Source organism: Methylobacterium sp. J-048 (assembly GCF_022829515.1).
In the GTDB taxonomy this organism is placed as follows: domain Bacteria; phylum Pseudomonadota; class Alphaproteobacteria; order Rhizobiales; family Beijerinckiaceae; genus Methylobacterium.
Genome location: NZ_JAKSYL010000007.1, coordinates 1 through 301, shown reverse-complemented (window position 1 = coordinate 301; position 301 = coordinate 1). Strand labels below are relative to the sequence as shown.

Annotated in this window: 1 pseudogene; it reads right to left on the bottom strand. The window is 69.8% G+C overall.

What is annotated here, in order from left to right:
- A pseudogene (locus tag MKL09_RS00130) lies at positions 1 to 301 on the bottom strand (hypothetical protein); the annotation flags it as partial.

The window sequence follows — 301 nt, the reverse complement described above, 5'->3', positions numbered from 1 at the left end:
ACCGTGCGGATACGCCGGGTCAGGTACTGGAGGAGAGCGCGGTGTCCGGTGCGATCGCCCCCGAGATCCCACCAGTTCTCGGGAGCCGCTGCACAGACCTGGCCGATGTTGCGGCCGACGGCCGCATCGAAGCTGTCGGCCATCTGGCTCATGCCGGTCTTGCGCTGCGCCTCCGCTTCCACCCGCGCCTGCGCGGTCTCCTCCTCCAGCCGGCGTGTCTGGATCATGTTCTCCTTGAAGATCTGGACGGCACCCGCCAGCGCGCCGACATCGTCCCGCCGCCCGACGGCCGGGATCTCCG